This window comes from Bacillus sp. BR3(2024) (genome assembly GCF_039134555.1).
GTDB classification, from domain to species: Bacteria; Bacillota; Bacilli; order Bacillales; family Bacillaceae_G; genus Bacillus_A; species Bacillus_A cereus.
On the sequence record NZ_CP152433.1, the window covers coordinates 693,766 to 712,218 of the forward strand.

Here is an 18,453-nt window from a genome sequence, read left to right on the forward strand (position 1 = left end):
TTTTTATAATAATAATGTTAAGTTGAGTTTACATTTTGTTAAGGATAGCATACAATAATGGTGAGAGGTGGTAAATTTGACCATTTTAAACAGAGTAAAAGAATTAAGAGCTCGTTTTAACTTTACGCAAAGTGTATTAGCAGAAAAGGTTGGAGTAACGAGACAAACAATTGCTGCAATTGAAAAAGGGGATTACGTTCCTTCGTTGTTATTAGCACTTACGATTTGTGATGTGTTTCAGTTAAAGATGGAAGACGTGTTTGTTTTAAATAAGGAGGGGGAAGAGGATGAATAGAATTGTTTTTTCTTATATCATAAACGTGCTTTATACTGCTTTAGCATGCTGGACATTTCTTGAATTTTATAGTGTCATTACAGAGTTAGCAGATATAATTAAAAACGAGAAATTCCCATTTGAAGTATGGTTTAATGGAGTACCATTCATTTTATTATTTATTGGAGCAATTATAGTTACAATTTTTTATAGAATTCAAAAGAAAAAATATAAGAATTTATCTTTTTGGATGTATCCATTATTATTTCCGCTAGAAGATGAACGTGAAAAAGCGATTACGGATAAAGCTTGTCGAACAACATTTGTATCGTTATGGTTTGTGTTACCTTGTGCAGTTGGATTTTTAACTTTTTCGCCTATTATTAATGAATATCTTCCTGGATACCCATTATATATTCTATTTTCTATTTTCTTTATTCAAATGACAGTATTTCACGTATCACTATACAGAAATAAATTAGCTTAAAAAGAAACCTTCTTGCATCGGCAAGAAGGTTTCTTTTTAAGCTAATACTTGTACATATAGCGATATTATTTTATCATTTTATATAGAGTAAGATTTTGTAAGGGAAAGGAACTGTGTATGAATAAGCAAAGAATTTATAGTATAGTAGCAATTCTGCTATTTGTTGTAGGTGGCGTGTTAATTGGAAAGCCATTTTATGATGGATATCAGGCTGAAAAGAAACAGACTGAAAATGTGCAGGCTGTTCAAAAGATGGATTATGAAAAGCATGAGACGGAATTTGTAGATGCTTCCAAAATTAATCAACCAGACTTGGCGGAAGTAGCGAATGCATCATTAGATAAGAAACAAGTAATTGGTCGTATTTCGATTCCAAGTGTTTCAGTAGAACTGCCTGTTTTAAAAGCTTCTACTGAAAAAAACTTATTATCAGGTGCAGCGACAGTAAAAGAGAATCAAGTTATGGGAAAAGGAAATTACGCATTAGCAGGACATAACATGTCTAAAAAAGGTGTTTTATTTAGTGATATAGCTTCTTTGAAAAAAGGCGATAAAATTTATTTGTATGACAATGAAAATGAATATGAGTATGCGGTTACTGGTGTATCTGAAGTGACTCCTGATAAGTGGGAAGTTGTAGAGGATCATGGGAAAGATGAGATAACGCTTATTACATGTGTATCTGTAAAGGATAATTCTAAGCGTTATGTTGTTGCTGGTGATTTAGTAGGAACGAAGGCGAAGAAGTAAAAAAGAAGGTGAACTCTTTAAAGAGTTCACCTTCTTTTTTACTAATGTTGAGAAATAATAGAATATTTTGGTTTGTATTCAAATATTATTCTATTTATGTATAATAAAGTTAGGATTCTATATTTTGGGAGGAACAAGAGTGAGACAACAGGTGAAGAAACTTCTTTTAACAACGAGTATAGCGTTATTGGTAGCTCCAATTTCAGCTTATGCACATCCAGGGCGTACAGATGCTAATGGCGGACATACGTGTCGTACAAATTGTGAGAAATGGGGATTACAGTACGGGGAATATCATTATCACAATAAACCAGCTTCTAGTAGTGGCGCAACGAGCCCAGCTCCTAGCCAGAATAATAATAGTGCTGTAGAAGCTGAGAGACAAGCAGAAGCACAGCGCAATACCGAGGCGGAAAAACAACGTAATGCAGAAGCACAGCGTAAAGCTGAAGAAGAGAGACAACGTGTAGCCGAGGAACAAAGAAAAGCTGAAGAGGCACGTAAGCAAGAGGAAGCGCAGCGCCAAGCTGATATGGAAAAAGGTCAACTTGAAGGTCAAAAGAATGGAGAAACTGATTTTAAAGCAGGAAAAAATGATGCAGAAGTGCATGTAGCTGGAAAATCTGATGCATATAAACAAGCGTTTAAAGCGACTTATGCAGCCGTATGGTCTTTAGAAGAGCAGAAGAAAACGCATTTTGAAAAAGGAAAAGAACAAGGGTTAGCACAAGAGACGATGGACGATAGTCAAGTTGCTCCAGAGTTTAAGGTAAACTTTGCAGACGGATTCAAAGTAGGGAATAAAGAAAGAACAGAAAAAATTGAAAAAGAGCAAGCTGAGTTAGGGGAAAAGACAGGGAAAGAACTAGCTGAAAAGAATCCTGGAAATAGAGAGAAAGAAGTATACGTGAAGGCATATGAAACAGCGTATGAAAAAGGCTATAAGTCTACAAAAAAGGTAGTAGAAAAGGCTGGCTATAAGTATGCATTTGAAAACTATGATTTAAAAGTTCCTGCTAAGTATGAAAGAAATGAATTGTTAAAGAAATGGTTTACTGAAGGATTTAAATCGAATAAAAAAGCAGCGGAAATTCGAGAAGAAGGGTATAAAAAGGGAGACAGCTGGTTCTCATTCTTCTATAAGAGTTTCGTACCAAGTGAATATAAAGAACATAAAGAGCTGTACGAACAAGCAATTGAAAAAGGTAAAACAGCATAAAAAAAGATGAGGAGAAATTCCTCATCTTTTTTAATCCATCCATTTCACTAATTTCTTAGAAATTAATAATAAAACACAACCTAGTACAATTGCCACAGCGCCAATAACTGTGAATACTTCAGCGTATCCAAGTGAAGTTGTGAAGCTTGCAAGTTGTCCGCCTAAAATGTTGGCGATACCTGAACTTGCTAGCCATACACCCATTAGTAAAGATGCTAATTTTACCGGAGCAAGCGCACTAACCATTGATAGTCCGACAGGTGATAAGAATAGCTCACCTAACGTATGGAAAAGATACGTAAAGACGATAAACAGTAAGTTTGCTTTTTCTGTAATGTTATGTTCATCACTACCTGTTTTTAATGTAGCGATAACGAGAATGATATAACCAATACCGAGCAAAATCATACCAAGTCCCATTTTAGTTGGGATTTTTAAATCACCCTGCTTGCGAGTTGCAAGTTTTGCCCATAATGCAGAAATGACTGGAGCAAGTAAAATAATAAATAATGGATTGACCGATTGGAACCAAGATGTTGGAACTTCCCATCCGAACACAGAGCGGTCTACAAATTTGTTTGTATATAATGTTAATGAGCTACCAGCTTGTTCAAAGCCAGCCCAGAAGAAGACAACGAAGCATGTTAAAATGACGATAACTGCGGTACGTTGTTTTTCTTTTTTTGTTAATGGTGTATCTCCTACTGATGGTTGTCCAGCAGCTGTTTGTAAATCGCGAGTTGGTTTTTTACCGATATTACCAAGGAAGCGATTTGATAGTGTTGTAAATAAAATTTGTCCAATGATCATTCCGATTGAAGCGGCTAAGAAACCGTAACGGAATCCGTAATGTACAACGCCATCAACTGTTGTTTTGAATAAATTTTCTGATAAAAATCCGCAAACGAGTGGAGCTAAAAATGAACCGACGTTAATACCCATATAGAAAATGGTAAATGCACTATCACGTTTTGGATCGTTCTCTTCGTATAATTCTCCAACCAGTGTAGAGATGTTCGGTTTGAAGAATCCGTTACCGATAATAATAAGCGCTAATCCGAGGTATAGGCCTAATTGGTTTTGCAAGGCAAATAGTGTAAGGTTACCGATTGCCATTGTTATACCACCAATTGTGATTGCTTTTCGTCTACCTAGAAAACGGTCTGTTAAGTATCCACCAATCATTGGTGTGAAATAACAGGCCCCAGTATAAAATCCGTAAATAGAGAGTGCCCATGCGGGACTAAACCCAAGACCACCGCTTACTAAAGCTGTCGTTAAATATAATGTTAATAATCCTCGTAATCCATAGTAACTAAATCTTTCCCACATTTCTGTAAAGAAGAGTAAGTATAAACCTGGAGGATGTTTCTTTTTTCTTTGTTGTTCTCTTTCTAGTTGTATCGCTGATTCCATGTTATTTTCCTCCTGACACAAACAAAAACAAAGTTAATAATTTTGTACATTTAATATTTTACTTTATTAACTATTATAAGTCAATAAAGGTTGATTTTTCAGAAGAAATTGGAAAAGAGGAATAGCTATAGAATGGGTGTTTCTTTTGTGATAGACTATGGACTATGTTTTCTTTGTAAGGAAGCGGGTTATTGTACTTTTTTATATGTGAAATTGATTTCATAAAAGATGAAATTAAAGAAGGAGAAAGAAATGAAATTGTTACAGAAAAAAGAAATTTTACTTATTAGCCTTATGTTATTCTCTATGTTCTTTGGAGCAGGGAATCTGATATTTCCACCTTTCCTTGGGTATGAAGCAGGAGAACATGTTTGGATTTCATTAGTAGGGTTTATTATATCAGCAACAGGTCTTCCTATATTAGGTGTTATCTCTATTGCAAAAGCAGGAAGTTTTCAAACGTTAGCGGGTAGGGTTCATTCTTCATTTGCAATTATTTTTCCATGTATCGTGTATGTATTTATTGGACCTGGGCTTGGTATACCCCGTGCGGGAAGTTTAGCTTTTGAAATGGGGCCAGGTCAGTTATTCCCTGAAGCAGGAAACGGATTATTATTGTTTTACACAGTTATTTTCTTTAGTATTGTTTACTGGTTAAGTTTATCCCCATCTAAATTAATGGGGTTGTTTGGAAAAGTCTTGACGCCATTATTATTATGTATGATTGCACTCATTTTTATAAAGAGTATGTTTACAACAGTAGGAGATATGAAAGAACCAATAGGGAACTATGGCCAAGCTCCTATGTTTCAAGGGTTTTTAGATGGATATTTAACAATGGATGCGTTAGCTGCTTTAATCTTTGGAATTGTTATTGCAAATGCATTACGTGCAAAGGGTATTGAAGATGATAAAGGTTTAGCGAAATATATGAGTATTGCTGGAATTGGGGCAGGACTATTATTATCTATTATTTATGTCATCCTTGGATATGTGGGGGCAATTAGTGGCTCATTAGGAACATTTGATAACGGTGCGAAAGTGTTAGCACAAGTTATGATTACATTATTTGGACAGGGCGGAGTCGTTTTATTAGGTCTTATTTTTACTATCGCGTGTTTATGTGTTTCAATTGGACTTGTTACGTCTTGTAGTCAATTTTTTGCGAGTGCATTTCCGAAAGTATCTTATAAATTGTGGGCATTTATAGTAAGCGTTGTTAGTATGATTTTAGCTAATTTAGGGTTAACGCAAATTTTAAAAGTATCAGTACCAATTCTTGGATTTATTTATCCAATTGCGTTAACGCTTATTATTCTAGGGTTATTCCATCAGTATATTGGAAAGTATGCATACGTATATGCAGTAACTGTTTTGGTTGTAGCGATATTTAGTGCAATTGACATTTTAAATAAAAATGTAATGATGAATCAGTGGACGTCAGCATTAAAATACATCCCGTTTTATACAGAAGGTGTTGGGTGGATTGTTCCAGCTATTGTAGGCATGTGTCTTGGTTTTATCGTTAGCATTTTTCTAAATAAGAATAAATGAGTAAAAAGGTGTTTTCCTATTTTGGGAAGACACCTTTCTTTTTTTGGAAAAATACTATTGAAAATGAATAGACTAAGAGTATGATAAAGATAATTGGTAATATATAGGTTCAATGAGAGTTACGAATAAGGGGGGAGCGTATGAAGAAGGATTTGGATAAGAAAATAGAAGCACTCGAAACGGCAATTGAAACAATTCAAGAAGCACTTGCTGAATTAAAAGTAAAGCAGAGGGAAATAGAAGTAGAAAACGCTCAGCAACATGTTAGTAAGAACAAGAAAGAATATATTGAAATGGTAATGGAGGAAAAGCCAAAAGAAGAAATAGTTAAGATAAAAGAGCCTTTGCAAGAACCTGAGTTAAAACAAGTAGATATATCGGCTTTTAAACCAGAGCCATTTAATATTATTAAGTTTTGTCAGACGTGGTTACCGCGTGTATTTGTCGGTATTATGTTGCTTGGAGTGATCTGGTTATTTAAAGCAGGGGTAGATGCTGGTTTATTAACACCAGCGATACGAATTGTGTTTGGTATCGCATTATCTATCGGGTTGTATTATATAGGAGATATTCAAATTAAAAGAGAGCGGCAAGCGTTAGGATTAGTATTAGCTGGAGGAAGTATTACCGGGATTGTTCTAACGACGTTTGCAGCACATTATTTATATGGATTTATTCCGGCAAGTGTCGCGTTTCTCTGTAATATTGCATGGGTTATTTTAGGGATTTATTTAGCGAAAAGATATCAATCGGAATATCTCACTATTTTCGTAGCGGTCGGTGCGTTCTTCGTACCATTCTTGTTAAATAGTACGACTCCTAATCCTTATATTTTCTTTGGATATGAGACAGTATTAACACTTAGTTTATTATGGTATGCGTTGAAAAATCGTTATAAATACTTATATATGATTTCTTACGCTGTTGCTGCCATTGTCCTTTTCGTTTTCTTTGCTGTTATGTCAATGTTAGTAGAGAACTTGCAAATACAGTTAACGATTGTATATGGTTTGATTCATTTACTATTATTTTGGCATATGTTTACGGAGAGAAGTTTTATACTAGAACCACGTTTGGCGATATTTAGTGCGAATGCAGTGTTCTTTATACTAGCTATTTCAAAAATACCTGATTTTACAACATGGGGATTAATTATTAGTGCACTCGTGCATGCCGCTATGTTCGTATGTGAATATAGGAAAAATAGACATTCTACATTTACAAATCTCTTATTTGGTTTCGCAATGGGAGCATTTAGTTTAGCAATTTTATATGAGTATAGTTTAGTGAATGCAGCGATTGTACTATTGTTACAAGGTTTCCTCGGCATGGTCACTTCTATTAAAGTAAAACAACAGATAAAATTGTATGTTAGTGCGACGGTTTACGCAATTGGAATGATACAGACTATTTTTAGCCCGTTTGATCAATTTATTTCGGCAGGCTTTGTTGCTCATCTTATTTTAATAGGAACGTTCTATTATTGCATGAGAGAAGCGAAAGAAGTATTAGCGAGCTTCGGCAAATATATGTATTCTATAGTGCTCTATTGGTTTATGATAATTGTATTTATTACAATTACGAGAATCGGTGAAGTTTTATCTGCAGATGGAAGCGTAATTAGTGTATCAGTATCGTTATTATGGATGGTATATGCATTATTTGCGGTTTGGTTTGGAAGAAATAGAAATATGAATGAAATATTATATGCTGGTTTAGTCGTTTTAGTCGTAACGGTAGGGAAGTTATTCTTACTTGACTTACCAGAGGTATCGATGATGATTAGGGCAGTGTTATTCCTAATCGTCGGTAGTATAGGTATCGTTATTTCAAGAATGTTTTTCTCGACGGAAGAGAAGTGAGAAGAAGGCAATCCATGTATGGATTGCCTTTTTTATTATTTCTTATTAATCGTTACAGTTTCATTATATTTCGTTGTTGTATTTTGGCGTAGACGAAGCGTTGCTTGTCCAGTTGTATTTGAATCAATCTGTACATTTACAACTTTCTCAGCAGAGCCTAAGCTGTTTGTTGTGAAAGAAAATGCACTACTATATCCGAAAGTAGATGGCCAAGTGCCGTTTGCATTTTGTACTTTAGCCACTTGTGTTCCACCAGTAGTGAAGATACCTAAAGAATAGTTGTTATACGTTGTATTAGGTAGTAAGTTATTTACTTGAATCTTCATTTGGAAAATTTCATTGTTTGGTAGAATGCTAGGGTGTGTAACGACGTAGTCGCTTGTTGTTACCGCACCGTTATAACCGTATGAACCTGGTTTAAAAGTATTTGTATTAAACCATTGATAACCTGCATTTGGTGCACTCCAAGGTTCAGGTTGTGGTTCTGTTGATAAGCTTGGCTGTTCAAATGTTTGTAGAGCTGTAGGTGAATCAAGTTGTAAACCATTTACTTGATCTAAACTTGTAAATGTCTCTTTATTTGATAACCAATTTACGATGTTTTCTAATAAAATCGCATCGTTTTCTTCTTTATAACCATCGTAAGTTTTCTTTGTTTGGCCAGAATCTTCACGAACGTATTTTGGCGTAGCATCTTCAACAGGAGAAGAGTCACCAATAAAGGCAGCTTTTCCAAGTCCTACTTTTGCGATAGCAGCATATGGGCCTTCTGCAATACCACCGCCATTATAAACGCCACTATCAACAGCGTTATTCCATTTTGATGGATTTTCTGGAAGGTAAACAAGTCCTTTTGCTAGTTTTGGGTTTGTAATTGCTAGAGTAGAACCAGCATGCATTGCTACAGACGAAACACCTTTTGTAATTCCGAAAGATTGTTCAGGCGATACAATTGTTTTCGCTGAAACATCACCAAGTGCATTGTAGCGGAAGCGAATACCGAAGTTGTCAGAGAGCCAATCAGAGCTTTCTACTCCTTGCATAGCTTGTGAATTAGCTTCTTCATTAGACATTCCTTTTGCTGGATTATCCCAAGCACCGCGTCTATATCCATTAAATACTTCAGAAGAGTCCCAGCGATTTTTATTACGATCTGCATTGTAATGATCAGCAATAAAGAAGATACTACCACCATTTTTTACATATTGTAACATAGCGTCCTGCTCAGATTTTTTGTAAGGAATATTAGCTTCTGGAACGATAAATACATTGTAATCTTTTAAGTCTTCGTACGTAATAGGTGTTGATTTACGAAGTTCCTTTACGTGATATCCGTTTTTTGCAATGCCGTTTCCGAAGTCAGAAAAGCCGCCGTCAATAACCCAGTCAGCTGTCCCAGCAGTTTGACCGTGTGTATTATCGAATAATACTTTCTTCCCATTGTTTTGATTTACAACTTTTGCAGCAATTTCAGGAGCTGGGTCTACAGAGCTTTCGGCATAAGTAGACGATATGAACGAGGTCCCTATACTTAGTGTAATTGCTGTTGCTAAAGAAAATGTAATCCATTTTTTATTCTTCATAGAAGAATCCCCCTAATAATAAATATATGTGCTTTAATAATGTAATTTATTTTTCTGTAAAAATAAAGACGGAAAACATAAAAAATATTAAAAAATTGTAAAAATACCGTGAATTTTGTTGAGAAATATTTATATAGATATAAAAACATCCCTTCCAAGTAATAAGGAAGGGATGTTTTGCTTAACTAATTTTTGAGTTAGGTGTTTCATCAATCTTATGAAACCCTTTCATGTAATATACGATTGCTAAGCCGATAAGCCAAATTGGGCCGACAATCAATGCAATTCGTGTATCTTCTGAATACGCCATTATACCTAATACTAATACAAGGAAAACGAGTGAGAAATATGAGCTTAATGGGTATAAAGGCATTTTATACGATAACTTTTGTTTATTTTGAGTAGGCAAGCTTTTACGGAATTTAATTTGAGCGACTAATATAATTCCCCAAGTCCAAATTGCACCGAAAGTTGAAATGCTAGTAAGCCATGTAAATACCTTTGCAGGTACGAGATAGTTTAATATAACACCAATTAGTAAAACGATAGCAGTTGCTACAATTCCTTGGCTTGGAATGCCATTTTTATTTAAACGACCAAATCTTTCAGGAGCTTTTTTCTGCTGAGCTAATGTATATAGCATACGGCCTGTACTAAATAAACCACCGTTACAAGAAGAAAGAGCTGCTGTTAATACGACAAAGTTAATAATACCTGCTGCTTTTGCGATACCAATTTGTTGGAATGTTAATACGAATGGACTGCCTTTCTCACCAAGTTCGTTCCATGGATAAATTGCCATCATAACGAATAATGCCCCAACGTAAAAGAGTAGAATTCTCCAAAATACGTTATCGATTGCCTTTGCGAGTGTTTTCTTCGGATTTTGAGCCTCACCAGCTGTAACACCGATTAATTCAACGCCTAAATAAGCGAATAGTACCATCTGCATGGAGAGTAGTAACCCAGAAAATCCATTTGGGAACCAGCCACCATGTGACCAAAGATTTGAAATACCAGTAGCGATACCACCGTTTCCGAATCCGAATAAAATAATACCAGCTCCGACTACTATCATACAGATAATTGTGACAATTTTAATGAGAGCAAACCAAAACTCAAGTTCTCCAAATACTTTTACCGATAAGAAGTTAAAAGCGCTCATTAATAATAGAGCAAGTAATGCCCAAGTCCAGCGCGGGATATCTGGGAACCAGTACTGCATGTAAATACCAGCTGCTGTAATTTCAGCCATACAAGTAACAACCCATAAGAACCAGTAATTCCAACCAGTAATATAACCAGCGAGTGGTCCAATATAATCATATGCATATTTACTAAAAGAACCAGCAACAGGTTGTTCAATTGCCATTTCCCCAAGCGCTCGCATAATGAAAAAAATAACGAGACCGGCAATCATATAGCCTAGCAAAATAGAAGGACCTGCTAGTTTAATGGCGGAAGCGGATCCTAAAAATAGCCCAACGCCAATAGCTGAGCCCAGTGACATTAAAGTAATATGTCGTTCTTTTAAACCACGATTTAAAGTTCCAGATTTGTTTGTGTGCTGCATAAGAAGAATCCCCCTTGTAGAGTGAACGATATTTGAATGCGTTTACTAAATATTTAACTATTTCAAATTATAAAACATTTCTATCTGTTATGCTACAAAAATAATCATAATGAACTGTACTACATCTGTACTTGTCAGACTTAAACTTAAAATTCTAACTATTAGGGAATATATTGACTCTTCTTTTTATTGATTGTTAAGATTAAGTATTATATTTTCTCACATACTAGTAAGAAAAAGAATGTGTGATAATAATTCAGGTGTAGGAAGGGTACATAAGCATGTTTCAATTACAAAAATATAACACTTCTGTGAAGCAAGAGTTTTTAGCTGGCATCACAACTTTTTTTACATTTGCGTATATTCTTGTCATCAATCCAAAAATATTATCTGATGCAGGTGTACCATTTGACCAAGCGTTTACAGCAACAATTATTGCAACCGTTGTTGGAACAGTAGGTATGGCGATTTTCGCGAATTACCCGATTGTTATTGCTCCAGCTATGGGAATGAATGCATATTTTGCTTATTCTGTTGTACAGAAGGCAGAAGGGATTACATATGTAGTTGCCTTTTCAGCTGTATTTGTAACGGGGATTATTTTTCTTTTATTATCTTTTACTTCGTTTAGGCAAAAGTTAATTTTAGCAATTCCTGATAGTTTAAAGCATGCAATTGCAGGTGGAATTGGACTATTTATTGCTTTTATTGGATTGCGCCTTTCTGGAATTATCGTGGATCATCCGTCTAATTTAGTTACGATTGGTGATTTTCATTCTCCAGCTGTTATTTTAACTTTAATTGGTTTAATATTAGCGGCGGTATTAATGACATTGCGTGTGAGCGGTGCATTATTTATTAGTATGATTGCGACAGGAATTATTGCCTTCTTTACAGGGCAATTGAAGTTTGCTGATAAAATTGTGGCGATGCCTCATTTACCAGAGGGTATCATCGTTTCAAACCCAATCAATGCCTTTTCAAATGTAATTGAATACGGATTATACGGCGTTGTATTTTCATTTTTACTTGTACTTTTATTCGATACAACAGGTGCATTACTTGGTTTAATTAAACAAGCAGGTTTAATTACAGACAATACAGAGAAGCGTTTTGGTAAAGCGTTTATTGCAGATGCAATTGGCGGGACTACAGGTTCTATCTTTGGAACAAGCCCAACAGCAGCGACGATTGAATCGTCAGCAGGTATTGCTGCAGGTGGTAAAACTGGGTTAACAGGGATTGTAGTTGTTGGTCTAACAATTATAACGGCATTTTTTAGTCCTGTTATTGCTTCTTTATCAAGTGTAGCCGCTATTACAGCTCCTTCATTAATTATAGTAGGTAGTTTAATGGCACAAAGCATTCGAGATATTAATTGGAATGAATTTGAAGATGCGTTACCAGCATTTTTAATTTTTATAGGTATTCCGTTAACATCTAGTATTGCGAATGGAATTGCAATTGGATTTTTAGTGTATCCAGTCTTGAAAATTGTGAAAGGGAAAGGGATGGAAGTGCATCCGTTACTATACTTATTTACAATTTTATTTGGATGTCATTTATTCTTATAATATAGGAGAGGGGGCTTCTTATGAGGGGCTCCTTTTTTGTGTATAATAAAGTGAAACTTAAATTAGTAATGTAAAATATAAATTACTTATTGGAATATATATTATAATAAGGGTGGAGGAGAAAGAAACAGTAAACAAAAACATAGACAAAAGTAGGCATATATAGTGAAAAGTAATTATGAAACAATATAAACCGAAAGAATTTTCAGAAATGCTTAATGTCTCTGTTAAGACATTGCAAAGGTGGGACAATCAAGGTGTTTTACCTGCTTACCGAAACCCAAAAGGAAGAAGATATTATACAGAAGAACAGTATAAGAAATATATGGGTATTCAAGAAGAACTTGTTCAGGATTTAATATCTATCATTCATGTATTTAGCTGTAGAATATATGGGTTGAGAAAATACAAAAAGAAAATGTCGGAGGATGAAGACTTATGAAAAGAGCATATTTAATAGAAATCAAACCGACAACTGAACAAATTAGTAAAATCCGTCAAACTATTGGGGTGTGTCGATATGTATATAACCTGTATATCTCTAAAAATAAAGAGGTATATGAGTCGGAGGGGAAATTTCTTAGTGGTTATGACTTTTCCAAATGGTTAAACAACATTCATACAAAAGAGTGTGACCAGTGGATTAAAGAAGTGTCGAGCAAAGCGGTAAAACAAGCGATTATGAATGGAGATAAAGCTTTTAAGCGGTTTTTTAAAGGTTTATCTAAGTTTCCACGATATAAAAAAAAGAAGAAGCAAGATGTGAAGTGCTACTTTCCGAAAAACAACAAAACAGATTGGACAGTAGAAAGACATAGAGTAAAAGTCCCTACAATTGGTTGGATAAGGTTAAAAGAGTATGGATATATTTCAAAAAATACAACTGTAAAAAGTGGTACAGTATATCAAAGAGCAGGAAGATACTATGTGTCTATACTCTGTGAAGTGAAAGAGGTAAAACCAAATGCAACTCTCAATACAGTAGGTCTAGGAATTGATTTGGGAATTAAAGACTTCGCTGTACGTAGCGATGGAAAAACTCACAAAAATATAAATAAAACAGTACAAGTAAAAAAGATAGAAAAACGGTTAAAACGTGAACAACGCTCTTTATCACGCAAATTTGAAAATATAAGAAAGAGAGGTGAACAACCTGTTACTAATAAAAGAGCGAATATAAACAAAAATATTCTTAGGGTGCAACAACTACATGCTAGGCTAGCAAATATTCGATTAGCGTATGTAAAGTCTATTGTAAATGATGTGGTGAAAACCAAGCCAACGTTTATTGTAGTAGAAGATTTGAATGTGAAAGGTATGATGAAGAACAAACATCTATCTAAAGCTGTAGCGCAACAATGTTTTTATGCTTTTAAAACATGGTTATTAATGAAATGTAGGGAATATGGAATTGAACTACGGCAAGTGGACAGATTCTATCCATCTTCTAAAATGTGTTCATGTTGCGGTCAAAAAAAGTCGGATTTAAAGCTGTCTGACCGAGTATATACATGTGAATGTGGCAATGTAATAGATAGAGATTTAAATGCGTCAATCAACCTTTTACAAGCAAAAAAATATACAATAATAACGTAAATAGATTGTATATATGTACGGTGGGCTACATCGGAATTTACGCCTGTGAAGTGTCACAGCAAACTATAGTAGCAAGTGATTAGCGAGGCAGGGCACGTAGAAGCAGGAATACTCTAAGAATATACATTTGTCTATATTTTTAGTAGCAGGAACATGAATGGCTGTAAGTAAAATAAAAGTCGCGCGTGTTCAATTAGATTTAACACAGCAACAATTAGCAGAAAAAGTAGGCGTTACAAGGCAAACGATTAGTTTAATTGAGAAGGGGAAATACAATCCATCTTTAGATTTATGTTTAAAAATTTGTTATGCAGTAGATAAAACGTTGAATGATTTGTTTTGGGAGGAAAAGGAGTGGTAGGATGAAAATCGTGAAAGATGAACGTTTAATGATTGAAGGGTTAAAACATATTAGATTAGCTTTCATCTTACAAAATATCGTCATACTAGCTATCGTCTTTTACCGCTATGTCTTGCAAGGGGCAGGATATGAAAGTGTTTCGGATTTATTAATGGTATTTATGGGCGGGATAATAATTATTAACTTTTTAAATCTGAAAAATTCAGTGGAAGTGTATGAGCATACGGGCGGAGTGTCGCGTCGTTATTTTATGAAGCTATTATTCATTCCGGTAGGTATTATTATTGGGATTTTAGCTATTTGTATCGTTGTAACACCAGATATTTCGATAAAGGAAATTAGTATGACAGGACTTATTATGTTTGCTTGTTTTTTAGTTCCAAGTTTGTTTATATACATATATATGAAAAAAATAAAAAGAGAAGATTGAAATATAAGAAAGGCTTTCCCATATTGAGGAAAGCTTTTCTCATATTCTTTTATATAGTACTTTATGAAGGCCAATCGGTTCAATTTCAAAGATTTCACCATATTCCTGAAAGCCTAAGTGTTTGTAATAGTCAGCTACAGTAATTCGGCCATTACACCATAATATATTTGCTTGGCGTTCTTGCAAGATTTGTTCCGCCTTCTGAATTAAGGAGCTTCCAGCACGGTTGTTTCGAAATGCAGGTAATGTTGCCATTCCTCGTAGACGATAATGAATACCCGTTGGTAAGTCGGGATATATTTCTTTTGAGAAGGAAGCGATACTAATTAGTTCATCGTTTATAAATGCGCCTAAGTGGAAGGTGTCTGTTTCATAATCGGAAGGGTATTTACAATCTGCTAATGTTTGATTGGGGCGTAAAATTTTTTGACGTAATACGTAAGTTTCAGATCCCTCAATATTTTTCACGGTAATCATATTAACATCCTTTCTTATAACGCTTTTTCTGTTAATTGTATAAAGAAATAGGCAGGTGCGGCGAGAAGTCCGAGTATGCTAGCAGTTCCAAGAAGGAGTGAAAGTAGGAGGCAAGAATATTTTATTCCATTCGATTTTTTCCATCCGTAACTACAAATCTCAATACTAACACCGATGAGAATAATGGCAACGAGTATTTCGGCTAATAATAAGAGAGCTAAAGTTATAATAGACATAATGTAATCCATCCCCATAATATGTGATAGTAACATTTTACCATATGAAATGGAAAAAATGCCCCTCAATTATGTGAGGGGCATTTTTTTATTCTAATATGTTTTTTAGTGTATCGATATGTTCTTTTGAGCCTGTTACAAGTAATGTATCACCGTGTTGTAGTCTTGTATCTCCATGTGGGATTAATGCTTTATTTCCACGATAAATTTGAATGACTAGTACATCACCTAAAAACGGAAGGCGACGAAGTGCAACGCCGTTATATTTATTGCTCCGTAGTTCAACTTCACGGACTGTTTCGTTTGCTGTTGTAATTAAGCGAACGAGACTAGGTTTATCAATAAGCGCACGTAATAAAATACGTGTAGAGTTAATTGTTGAGAATACAGCGATATGTTCTTGCGTTGCTTTTTCTTGTAGAAGTGGATCTTCTACACTTGCAATAACATGTTCAACACCTAGCTCTTTTGCATGTTCTGCCAATAATAAGTTTTGTTCATCATCACTTGTTGCAACAACGACGCGATCTGCATCAAATGCTGTTTGTTCAGTTAATGATGCGATTGTGATGTCATCCAATTTCACGATAGGGAAGTCGTGCGATTTCGCTTCTTCATCATTTATTTTGTTTTGACGCATCATATATAGCGTTACGTCATAATCTTCTCGTTTTAAATCTAGTGATAACGGAAGGGTAATTCTGCTCGCGCCAATAATAGCTACTTTTGGTTTTGGTGTTTCTACTTTTGGGAACATTTTTTTAAACAATATAGGTGCAAAAATACAAGTAATAACTGCGCTTAAAATAAGAGAGGCAGATAAACTTGGACTGATGATCTCCAGTTTTTCACCAATTTGTGCAGCCGCAATAACTAAAGAAAGTGTCGATGTTAATAAAATTGCACTTCCAAGTACGATATTACGTGGATACCATTTTCTTAAGACGAGTGATGGTAAGAGTTTTGAAATAAAGAGTCCTACAATTAAGATTGGGATCATTAGCATGCTAGAAGGTTCTTTGAAAATAGACCACACCTCTAGATTTACACCAACCATTACGAAGAAAATAGGGATGAAGAAACCGTAGCCGATAGAATCAAGTTTTTCCACCATATCTTCATTTGGTGATAATAACGATACAAGTACACCTGCTAAGAAGGCGCCTAAAATATTTTCTGCTCCAACAGATTCCGATAACCCAACTAAGATTAAAATGAGTGCAAAAACAGCTCGTGTATCAATTTGTACACTACCAGCTTTTAAACTATCTAAGTATGGAATGTTTTTAAAACGTTTTGCAACGAAGTAAATAACAATACCAGCGCCGAATAGAAGAAGAAGAAGCCACATGCTTTGGCCGCTTTCGGAATTTAATCCGACGAATACAGCGAGTAAAATCATTGTAACTAAATCCGCAATAACAGCGACTAATAAAATGATTTGCCCAATTGCTGTTTTTCCTAAGTTATTCTCTTTTAATGTTGGTACAACAACACCTAAAGAAATAGTTGAAATAATTAAAGTCATGAACATTGCATTATCTACGAATCCTAGCCATACGAATAGTAATGATAGGGCATAAGATAAGATGAAAATAAATAAGAAGATAATGCTTGCTGCCTGAAATGTATTTGGTTCGTTTGTCGTATTTTTTTTCCCTTTTTGTTTAAAGATAGAAAAATCAATTTCTAAACCGCTTAAGAACATGAGGAAGATAAATCCTAATGTTGATAAAACTTGAAGCCATATATCTGGCTCAATAATATTAAACCCACTTTTACCTACAAAGATTCCTGCAATAATTTCTGCAACGACCACAGGAAGTGCTTTTAATTTAAAGCGTTGTAACAAAAGGGGAACGAAAAACGCGATTGCAACGACAACCATAAGTGATAGAACAGAAGTATGATGTTCCATTGCGTTCTCTCCCTTCAAATAAATATAGTACCTATTTAGCCATATAATAGGTAGAAAAGCAACGCATATGGATTCGATTTCATAAAGAAAGACTTTTCTTAACATTTGTCATAATAAGTATATTTTTCATGATTATGCTGTTAATTCCGTAATGTGGATGTAATAGAGGGGATAAAAAAAGACTGCTGAGGAATCTCAGCAGTCTTTTTCATGTACATTACATTGAGAAGAAGATCCATACAGTTAAACCAACTGTTGCAGTTGCAACGAAGAAACTGTATATCATTGTAAGAATTTGAACTCTTCCTTCTCCTTCTTTTAAATGCATGAACATAATTAATTGTAACAATGCTTGCGCAACAGCCATTATGATAATAGTTGTTAAGACTGTTGAAAGTGGCAATGTTGTGTAAAGTGCCACGTATAACGCTAGAAACGTTAATGCAAGCGATAAAATAAATCCGAAAACGTGTGACCAAGGGAATCCGCTATGCGCATGTCCGTTTGCTTGATTGTTGTTTTGAGCCATTTACGCCACCATCCCGTTCAAGTAAACTAGTGTGTAAATAAAGACCCAGACAAGATCAAGGAAATGCCAGTATAAGCTGATAATGAATACTTTACGAGCTGTAACTGGTGTTAAACCTCGTTTTAAAATTTGGATAATAACACAAATTGCCCAAATGATACCGCCTGTTACGTGGGCTCCATGCGTTCCAAGAAGAACGAAGAATCCAGATAAGAAAGCACTTGTTTGAATTGTTGCGCCTTCACCAATGTACATAATGAACTCTTCGATCTCGAAGAATAGGAAACCTGCACCTAAAAGTAATGTAAGGACGAACCATCCAAGCATCGCTTTTTGGTTATGCTTACGCATTTCATGAATTACGATACCGCATGTAAAACTACTTGTTAAAAGTAGTAATGTTTGAATTAAAAGCGTTTTAAGTTCAAACAATTGCGCTGGTGTTGGGCCATCTGCCGTACGACCAGCAAGGACTAGATAAGAGGCGAAAAGTGTTGCGAACAGCATAATTTCAGCCCCAAGAAAAATCCAGAATCCTAGGATATTCAATCTGCTTTGTTCGGATTGATATTCCAAAGGTAAGCTTTTATCTAAAGCCGCCATGTCATTTCACC

Annotated in this window: 19 protein-coding genes; 11 read left to right on the forward strand and 8 right to left on the reverse strand. The window is 35.0% G+C overall.

Annotated features, from left to right (window positions below):
* Positions 1–76 precede the first annotated feature (76 nt).
* The 4 genes from V7S45_RS03515 to V7S45_RS03530 all read left to right on the forward strand — a co-directional run bounded on the left by V7S45_RS03515 (position 77) and on the right by V7S45_RS03530 (position 2,730).
* The gene (locus V7S45_RS03515) at positions 77–295 is read left to right on the forward strand and encodes a helix-turn-helix transcriptional regulator (RefSeq protein WP_000154019.1); all 219 of its coding nucleotides are present in this window, start codon (positions 77–79) and stop codon (positions 293–295) included.
* A complete protein-coding gene (locus V7S45_RS03520; RefSeq protein WP_342761654.1) occupies positions 288–761 on the forward strand; it encodes a DUF2178 domain-containing protein in 474 nt (157 codons plus the stop codon). The genes V7S45_RS03515 and V7S45_RS03520 overlap by 8 nt, the downstream gene beginning before the upstream one ends.
* Before the next feature lie 117 nt (positions 762–878).
* Positions 879–1,511, forward strand: coding sequence for a class A sortase (locus tag V7S45_RS03525; protein WP_001041724.1), 633 nt, complete (start codon positions 879–881; stop codon positions 1,509–1,511).
* 139 nt (positions 1,512–1,650) lie between these two features.
* On the forward strand, positions 1,651–2,730 hold the full coding sequence (locus tag V7S45_RS03530; RefSeq protein ID WP_088345286.1) for a YHYH domain-containing protein: 1,080 nt from the start codon (positions 1,651–1,653) through the stop codon (positions 2,728–2,730).
* A gap of 30 nt (positions 2,731–2,760) precedes the next feature.
* Here the strand turns inward: V7S45_RS03530 and V7S45_RS03535 are convergent, their stop codons facing one another.
* Positions 2,761–4,146 (reverse strand): peptide MFS transporter, encoded by a 1,386-nt coding sequence (locus V7S45_RS03535; protein WP_000443143.1) that lies wholly within the window; start codon positions 4,144–4,146, stop codon positions 2,761–2,763.
* 252 nt (positions 4,147–4,398) lie between these two features.
* On the opposite strand from V7S45_RS03535, the gene brnQ reads away from it, so the two are divergent.
* Both brnQ and V7S45_RS03545 read left to right on the forward strand, forming a co-directional pair.
* The gene (gene brnQ, locus V7S45_RS03540; protein ID WP_000771689.1) at positions 4,399–5,700 is read left to right on the forward strand and encodes a branched-chain amino acid transport system II carrier protein; all 1,302 of its coding nucleotides are present in this window, start codon (positions 4,399–4,401) and stop codon (positions 5,698–5,700) included.
* Between the two features lie 140 nt (positions 5,701–5,840).
* The gene (locus V7S45_RS03545; protein WP_342761655.1) at positions 5,841–7,562 is read left to right on the forward strand and encodes a DUF2339 domain-containing protein; all 1,722 of its coding nucleotides are present in this window, start codon (positions 5,841–5,843) and stop codon (positions 7,560–7,562) included.
* A 35-nt stretch (positions 7,563–7,597) separates the two neighbouring features.
* On the opposite strand, the gene V7S45_RS03550 is transcribed toward V7S45_RS03545, so the two are convergent.
* Together V7S45_RS03550 and V7S45_RS03555 are read right to left on the reverse strand one after the other, a co-directional pair.
* Complete coding sequence (locus V7S45_RS03550; protein WP_000791522.1) at positions 7,598–9,145, reverse strand: hypothetical protein; 1,548 nt, start codon at positions 9,143–9,145, stop codon at positions 7,598–7,600.
* A 181-nt stretch (positions 9,146–9,326) separates the two neighbouring features.
* Complete coding sequence (locus tag V7S45_RS03555; protein ID WP_001164897.1) at positions 9,327–10,718, reverse strand: amino acid permease; 1,392 nt, start codon at positions 10,716–10,718, stop codon at positions 9,327–9,329.
* A gap of 281 nt (positions 10,719–10,999) precedes the next feature.
* On the opposite strand from V7S45_RS03555, the gene V7S45_RS03560 reads away from it, so the two are divergent.
* The 5 genes from V7S45_RS03560 (at position 11,000) to V7S45_RS03580 (ending at position 14,679) form a co-directional block, all read left to right on the forward strand.
* Complete coding sequence (locus V7S45_RS03560) at positions 11,000–12,292, forward strand: NCS2 family permease (RefSeq protein ID WP_342761656.1); 1,293 nt, start codon at positions 11,000–11,002, stop codon at positions 12,290–12,292.
* A gap of 178 nt (positions 12,293–12,470) precedes the next feature.
* Positions 12,471–12,734 carry a helix-turn-helix domain-containing protein gene (locus V7S45_RS03565; protein WP_000816201.1) on the forward strand — a complete coding sequence of 88 codons (264 nt, stop codon included), beginning with the start codon at positions 12,471–12,473 and terminating at the stop codon, positions 12,732–12,734.
* Positions 12,731–13,888 (forward strand): RNA-guided endonuclease TnpB family protein, encoded by a 1,158-nt coding sequence (locus V7S45_RS03570; protein ID WP_025687755.1) that lies wholly within the window; start codon positions 12,731–12,733, stop codon positions 13,886–13,888. Before V7S45_RS03565 ends, V7S45_RS03570 begins: the two co-directional genes overlap by 4 nt.
* Before the next feature lie 157 nt (positions 13,889–14,045).
* Positions 14,046–14,249 (forward strand): helix-turn-helix transcriptional regulator, encoded by a 204-nt coding sequence (locus V7S45_RS03575; RefSeq protein WP_000301183.1) that lies wholly within the window; start codon positions 14,046–14,048, stop codon positions 14,247–14,249.
* 1 nt (position 14,250) lies between these two features.
* Entirely contained in the window at positions 14,251–14,679 is a 429-nt protein-coding gene (locus V7S45_RS03580) for a hypothetical protein (RefSeq protein WP_000706629.1), read from the forward strand.
* A gap of 39 nt (positions 14,680–14,718) precedes the next feature.
* Here V7S45_RS03580 and V7S45_RS03585 read toward each other — a convergent pair whose 3' ends face one another.
* The 5 genes from V7S45_RS03585 to qoxC all read right to left on the reverse strand — a co-directional run bounded on the left by V7S45_RS03585 (position 14,719) and on the right by qoxC (position 18,442).
* On the reverse strand, positions 14,719–15,156 hold the full coding sequence (locus tag V7S45_RS03585) for a GNAT family N-acetyltransferase (RefSeq protein ID WP_000633767.1): 438 nt from the start codon (positions 15,154–15,156) through the stop codon (positions 14,719–14,721).
* Between the two features lie 14 nt (positions 15,157–15,170).
* Positions 15,171–15,428, reverse strand: coding sequence for a DUF4022 family protein (locus tag V7S45_RS03590; RefSeq protein WP_000926991.1), 258 nt, complete (start codon positions 15,426–15,428; stop codon positions 15,171–15,173).
* A 52-nt stretch (positions 15,429–15,480) separates the two neighbouring features.
* Positions 15,481–17,310, reverse strand: a complete 1,830-nt coding sequence (locus V7S45_RS03595) for a monovalent cation:proton antiporter family protein (protein WP_000399965.1) — start codon at positions 17,308–17,310, stop codon at positions 15,481–15,483.
* A 217-nt stretch (positions 17,311–17,527) separates the two neighbouring features.
* Positions 17,528–17,839, reverse strand: a complete 312-nt coding sequence (gene qoxD, locus V7S45_RS03600) for a cytochrome aa3 quinol oxidase subunit IV (protein WP_000068425.1) — start codon at positions 17,837–17,839, stop codon at positions 17,528–17,530.
* The gene (gene qoxC, locus V7S45_RS03605; RefSeq protein WP_000729317.1) at positions 17,840–18,442 is read right to left on the reverse strand and encodes a cytochrome aa3 quinol oxidase subunit III; all 603 of its coding nucleotides are present in this window, start codon (positions 18,440–18,442) and stop codon (positions 17,840–17,842) included.
* Positions 18,443–18,453: the final 11 nt, after the last annotated feature.

Excerpts from the sequence above, each read along its gene's own strand:
- V7S45_RS03525 (WP_001041724.1), top strand. The coding sequence starts at position 879 with ATGAATAAGCAAAGAATTTATAGTATAGTAGCAATTCTGCTATTTGTT.
- V7S45_RS03575 (WP_000301183.1), top strand. The coding sequence starts at position 14,046 with ATGGCTGTAAGTAAAATAAAAGTCGCGCGTGTTCAATTAGATTTAACA.
- V7S45_RS03585 (WP_000633767.1), bottom strand. The coding sequence starts at position 15,156 with ATGATTACCGTGAAAAATATTGAGGGATCTGAAACTTACGTATTACGT.
- V7S45_RS03570 (WP_025687755.1), top strand. The coding sequence starts at position 12,731 with ATGAAAAGAGCATATTTAATAGAAATCAAACCGACAACTGAACAAATT.
- V7S45_RS03580 (WP_000706629.1), top strand. The coding sequence starts at position 14,251 with ATGAAAATCGTGAAAGATGAACGTTTAATGATTGAAGGGTTAAAACAT.
- V7S45_RS03590 (WP_000926991.1), bottom strand. The coding sequence starts at position 15,428 with ATGTTACTATCACATATTATGGGGATGGATTACATTATGTCTATTATA.
- V7S45_RS03550 (WP_000791522.1), bottom strand. The coding sequence starts at position 9,145 with ATGAAGAATAAAAAATGGATTACATTTTCTTTAGCAACAGCAATTACA.
- brnQ (WP_000771689.1), top strand. The coding sequence starts at position 4,399 with ATGAAATTGTTACAGAAAAAAGAAATTTTACTTATTAGCCTTATGTTA.
- V7S45_RS03565 (WP_000816201.1), top strand. The coding sequence starts at position 12,471 with ATGAAACAATATAAACCGAAAGAATTTTCAGAAATGCTTAATGTCTCT.
- V7S45_RS03595 (WP_000399965.1), bottom strand. The coding sequence starts at position 17,310 with ATGGAACATCATACTTCTGTTCTATCACTTATGGTTGTCGTTGCAATC.
- V7S45_RS03560 (WP_342761656.1), top strand. The coding sequence starts at position 11,000 with ATGTTTCAATTACAAAAATATAACACTTCTGTGAAGCAAGAGTTTTTA.
- V7S45_RS03520 (WP_342761654.1), top strand. The coding sequence starts at position 288 with ATGAATAGAATTGTTTTTTCTTATATCATAAACGTGCTTTATACTGCT.
- qoxD (WP_000068425.1), bottom strand. The coding sequence starts at position 17,839 with ATGGCTCAAAACAACAATCAAGCAAACGGACATGCGCATAGCGGATTC.
- V7S45_RS03535 (WP_000443143.1), bottom strand. The coding sequence starts at position 4,146 with ATGGAATCAGCGATACAACTAGAAAGAGAACAACAAAGAAAAAAGAAA.
- V7S45_RS03545 (WP_342761655.1), top strand. The coding sequence starts at position 5,841 with ATGAAGAAGGATTTGGATAAGAAAATAGAAGCACTCGAAACGGCAATT.
- qoxC (WP_000729317.1), bottom strand. The coding sequence starts at position 18,442 with ATGGCGGCTTTAGATAAAAGCTTACCTTTGGAATATCAATCCGAACAA.
- V7S45_RS03555 (WP_001164897.1), bottom strand. The coding sequence starts at position 10,718 with ATGCAGCACACAAACAAATCTGGAACTTTAAATCGTGGTTTAAAAGAA.